Genomic DNA, 4,725 nt, shown 5'->3' on the forward strand with positions numbered 1-4,725 from the left:
GGCGGGGGCTAAATGTCCGGGCTGTGCGGCGGCGCCGACTCTGGGCGGGGCCCATAGCGCTCGATATAAGCCTGGTGGATGTGGGCATCACGCCGACGACGGCGTTCGTCGACCAGGTCGGGGTCGAGATTGTGCACCTGCAGCATGTGGCGGCGCCACACCTTGTTGAGCGCGTGCGAGAAATACACGAACGGGATCAGGATCGGCAGCGTCATGCTCAGGTGGACGTCCAGCGTCGCGGGGATCAGCCAAAACGGCGCGAGCACCACTACCGCCGGAATGGCGACGCGGATCATCATCCGCGCGGCGGCGCCCTTGCCGGCCAGATCGTTGCGCACCCACTCCCGCATCGAATCGGGAAGCTGCCCGCCGTAGCAGTAGCGGACATACTGCAGCGTGCTCGGCCGGGTGCGCATGCTCACAACGTCGCCCGCAGCGACGGCACCACCAACCCGGCCAGGCCCCGTAGCGTCGCCTTGAACATGTCGAAGAAGTCGAAATAGTCCCGCCACAACGCGATCTGGCCGTCGTGGACCTCGAACACACCGCAGACCCAGAACTGCAGCCGCAGCGGGCCGAAGATCAGCGCGTCGGTGCGTTCGGTGAGCACAGCGGCACCGTCGGCGGCGATGCGGTGGATCTTCACCTCGAACGCGCTGGCAGCTCCCAACGAGCTGAAGAGCTTGATCGTCCTGTTGCGCCCGTGGATGGTCGGTAACCCGACGTTCTGGTACACCAGGTCCTCGGCCAACAACGTGCCGGCCGCGTCGAGGTCTGCGTCCTGGAGCGCGTAGAGGAACCGTTCGACTGTGCGGGTGTTCTCGAGAGTCTGCTCGGTCATAATCACCAGCCTACGGCGATTCGAGCGACCCGGTGCTGTGGCAGGGTAGGGCGATGCGCGTCGCCGTGGTCGCTGGACCTGACCCCGGTCACTCGTTTCCGGCGATCGCGCTATGCCGACGTTTCTCGGCAGCCGGCGACACCCCGACGCTGCTCACCGGTACCGAATGGCTCGAAACCGCCCGCGCCGCCGGCGTCGACGCCGTCGAACTGGCCGGGCTGGACCCCACCACCGACGACGACGACCGTGACGCCGGCGCCAAGATCCACCAGCGCGCCGCGCGGATGGCGGTGCTCAATCTTCCGCAGCTACGGGAGCTGGCGCCCGACCTCGTGGTGTCGGATGTCATCACGGCCTGCGGCGGGATGTCCGCCGAACTGCTGGGCATCCCGTGGATCGAACTGAACCCGCATCCGCTGTACCTGCCGTCGAAAGGGCTGCCGCCGCTGGGTAGCGGGCTGGCGCCCGGCACCGGCATCACGGGCCGACTGCGTGACGCCGCGATGCGGGCGATGACCGCGCGATCCTGGCGCGCCGGTCTCCGCCAGCGGGCGGAGGTCCGCGTCGGGATCGGTTTGCCGGCCAGCGATCCCGGGCCGCTGCGGCGGCTGATCGCCACACTGCCCGCCCTGGAGGTGCCGCGTCCGGACTGGCCGGCCGAAGCCGTCCTGGTAGGTCCGCTGCACTTCGAGCCGACCGAGCAACCGCTGCCGATCCCACCCGGCTCCGGGCCGGTCGTGGTCGTCGCGCCGTCGACGGCATTGACCGGGACGCACGGGATGGCCCAGACCGCCCTGGACAGCTTGGTGCCCGGAACCGGTTTACCCGCCGGTGCGCGGGTAGTGGTGTCGCGGCTCAACGGTCCGGATCTGACCGTGCCGCCGTGGGCGGTGGCCGGGCTGGGACGCCAAGACGAACTGCTGGCGCATGCCGACCTGGCGATCTGCGGCGGCGGGCACGGAATGGTGGCCAAGACACTGCTGGCCGGTGTTCCGCTGGTGATGGTTCCCGGCGGCGGGGATCAGTGGGAGATCGCCAACCGGGTGGTGCGCCAGGGCAGTGGGCGGCTGGTTCGGCCGTTGACCGCCGAGGCGTTGGTGAGGGCCGTCGATGAGGTGCTCTCGACGCCGACCTTCCGGGAAGCTGCCCAGCGTGCCGCGGCCAGCGTTGCCGAGGTCGCCGACCCGGTACGGGTGTGCCACGATGCGCTCGCGCCCGCTAGGTAGGTTCGGTGGCGTGCGGCTGACGGAGTTTCACGAACGGGTCACCTTGCGTTTCGGTGCCACCTACGGCACCTCGGTGCTGACCGATCACGTGCTGACCAACTTCGATGGCCGCACCGGTGCGCAGGCGATCGAGGACGGCGTGGACCCGCGCGACGTGTGGCGGGCGCTGTGCGTCGACTTCGACGTTCCCCGCGAACAGTGGTGAAATAAGCGTCGGGCCCGAAGCTGCCCAGCAGCAACATCCCGCGCGAACTTTATACAGGGTGTATTACGTGTAGAAGGTGTGCTCAATCGTGTGCAACGGAATGCGGAGGCTGGCATGAATCCTGCGACTTTTCGTTGGCGAGCGATCCTGGCGGCTGGGCTGGCACTGGTGGGACTCGCCGCGGCGGTGTTCCTGGTCCGATCTCCCGTGATGCCGCCCGCGAGCGCGTCGAGCGCAATTCCCGCACCTGCGGTCGACGAACCGGCGACGGGGCGCCCCAACGTCGAGACCGCGGTCCTTGCCGGTGGCTGCTTCTGGGGTGTGCAGGGCGTTTACCAGCACGTCAAAGGGGTGAACGCGGCCGAGTCCGGGTACGCGGGAGGCGACGCGGCGACAGCTAACTACGAGGCAGTCACCACCGAGACCACCGGGCACGCCGAGACGGTGCGCATCACCTATGACCCGAGTCAGGTCACCTACGGCCAGCTGCTGCAGATCTTTTTCGCCGTCGTGCATGATCCGACCGAACTCAACCGTCAGGGACCCGACGTGGGCCCTTCGTACCGTTCGGTGATCTTTGCTCAGGACGGGACGCAACGGAACATTGCGAATGCCTACATCGCCCAGCTGAACCAGGCGGGCGCCTTCCCCGCGCCGATCGTCACCAGCGTGTCGTCGGCAGCCCAGTTCTTCCCTGCGGAGGCCTACCACCAGGACTTCTTCGACTTGAATCCGAACAACCCGTACATCGTCCAAAACGACTTGCCCAAGTTGGACGCGCTCAGGTCGACGTTCCCGGACCTATACCGCGGCTAGCCGGCGCTGCTTCTCGCCGGCAATACGGCGCGCCTACTTGTCATCGAACACATGTTCGCTAATGTGGTCGGTGTTCGACGGTCAGATGCTGGTCAGGCCATTTGTCAGACCCTGTCTCTAACGTCACGGCCAACTGACCGAGACCGGTCAATCGAACACCGACTACACCGAGAGGTAGCACCATGACGCAAGCCCCTGACCGCGAGAAAGCTCTCGAACTGGCGATGGCCCAGATCGAGAAGAGTCACGGCAAAGGCGCGGTGATGCGCCTCGGCGACGAGGTGCGTCAGCCCATCTCGATCATCCCGACCGGGTCGATCGCACTGGACGTCGCCCTCGGCATCGGCGGCCTGCCGCGCGGCCGGATCGTGGAGATCTACGGTCCGGAGTCCTCGGGTAAGACCACCGTTGCCTTGCACGCGGTGGCCAACGCCCAGGCCGCCGGCGGCATCGCGGCGTTCATCGACGCCGAGCATGCCCTGGACCCCGACTACGCCAAGAAGCTGGGTGTCGACACCGATTCGCTGCTGGTGTCCCAGCCCGACACCGGTGAGCAGGCACTAGAGATCGCCGACATGCTGATCCGCTCCGGGGCGCTGGACCTTCTGGTCGTCGACTCGGTGGCCGCACTAGTGCCGCGGGCGGAAATCGAAGGTGAGATGGGCGACAGCCACGTCGGCCTACAGGCCCGGCTGATGAGTCAGGCGCTGCGGAAAATAACCGGGGCGCTGAGCAATTCGGGTACCACGGCGATCTTCATCAACCAGCTGCGCGAAAAAATCGGTGTGATGTTCGGCTCACCTGAAACTACAACAGGCGGAAAAGCTTTGAAGTTCTACGCCTCGGTTCGCCTAGACGTCAGACGAATTGAGACGCTCAAGGACGGCACCGACGCAGTCGGTAATCGCACTCGGGCCAAGGTCGTCAAGAACAAGTGCCTCGCCGAGGGCACTCGGATCTTCGATCCGGTCACCGGTACGACGCATCGCATTGAAGATGTTGTCGATGGGCGGAAGCAAATTCATGTTGTGGCTGCGGCCAAGGACGGAACGCTGCATGCGCGGCCCGTGGTGTCCTGGTTCGACCAGGGAACGCAGGATGTGATCGGGTTGCGGATCGCGGGTGGCGCAACCGTGTGGGCGACGTCCGATCACAAGGTGCTGACAGAGTACGGCTGGCGTCAGGCCGGGGAACTTCGCAAGGGAGACCGGGTGGCGCAACCGCGGCGCTTCGATGGATTCGGTGACGGCGCGCCGATTTCGGCGGATCACGCACGGCTACTTGGCTATCTGATCGGAGATGGCTACGTGGGAGGTAAGACTCCGGTCAACTTCATCAATGTTCAGCAGGCGCTCATTGATGACGTGACGCGAATCGCTGCGACGCTCGGGTGTGCGGCCCATCCGCAGGGGCGTATGTCAATTGCGATCGCTCATCGACCTGGCGAGTGCAACGGTGTTCTAGACCTTTGTCGGCAGGCCGGTATCTACGGCAAGCTCGCATGGGAGAAGACGATTCCGAACTGGTTCTTCGAGCCCGATATCGCGGCCGATATTGTCGGCAATCTGCTCTTCGGCCTGCTCGAGAGTGACGGCTGGGTGAGCCGGGAACAGACCGGAGCGCTTCGGGTCGGTTAC

The 4,725-nt window shown here is 65.8% G+C and carries 6 protein-coding genes; 4 read left to right on the forward strand and 2 right to left on the reverse strand.

The features are described from left to right. Positions 1 to 8: 8 nt before the first annotated feature. Both WAN71_RS18145 and WAN71_RS18150 read right to left on the reverse strand, forming a co-directional pair. Positions 9 to 416: a DUF5313 domain-containing protein gene (locus WAN71_RS18145; RefSeq protein WP_422226662.1), complete on the reverse strand. Its 408-nt coding sequence runs from the start codon at positions 414 to 416 to the stop codon at positions 9 to 11. Between the two features lie 2 nt (positions 417 to 418). After that, positions 419 to 841: a limonene-1,2-epoxide hydrolase family protein gene (locus WAN71_RS18150; protein ID WP_422226663.1), complete on the reverse strand. Its 423-nt coding sequence runs from the start codon at positions 839 to 841 to the stop codon at positions 419 to 421. 53 nt (positions 842 to 894) lie between these two features. On the opposite strand from WAN71_RS18150, the gene WAN71_RS18155 reads away from it, so the two are divergent. The 4 genes from WAN71_RS18155 to recA form a co-directional block, all read left to right on the forward strand. Further along, the gene (locus WAN71_RS18155; RefSeq protein ID WP_422226664.1) at positions 895 to 2,067 is read left to right on the forward strand and encodes a glycosyltransferase; all 1,173 of its coding nucleotides are present in this window, start codon (positions 895 to 897) and stop codon (positions 2,065 to 2,067) included. A 10-nt stretch (positions 2,068 to 2,077) separates the two neighbouring features. Continuing rightward, positions 2,078 to 2,272, forward strand: coding sequence for a DUF3046 domain-containing protein (locus WAN71_RS18160; protein ID WP_422226665.1), 195 nt, complete (start codon positions 2,078 to 2,080; stop codon positions 2,270 to 2,272). Positions 2,273 to 2,386: 114 nt separating this feature from the next. Then, positions 2,387 to 3,088 carry a peptide-methionine (S)-S-oxide reductase MsrA gene (gene msrA / locus WAN71_RS18165; protein ID WP_422226666.1) on the forward strand — a complete coding sequence of 234 codons (702 nt, stop codon included), beginning with the start codon at positions 2,387 to 2,389 and terminating at the stop codon, positions 3,086 to 3,088. A 182-nt stretch (positions 3,089 to 3,270) separates the two neighbouring features. Continuing rightward, positions 3,271 to 4,725: intein-containing recombinase RecA (recA, locus tag WAN71_RS18170; RefSeq protein WP_422226667.1), on the forward strand; the 1,455-nt coding region annotated here is incomplete at its 3' end.

The sequence above is a fragment of the Mycobacterium sp. genome (genome assembly GCF_049280035.1).
GTDB lineage: Bacteria > Actinomycetota > Actinomycetes > Mycobacteriales > Mycobacteriaceae > Mycobacterium.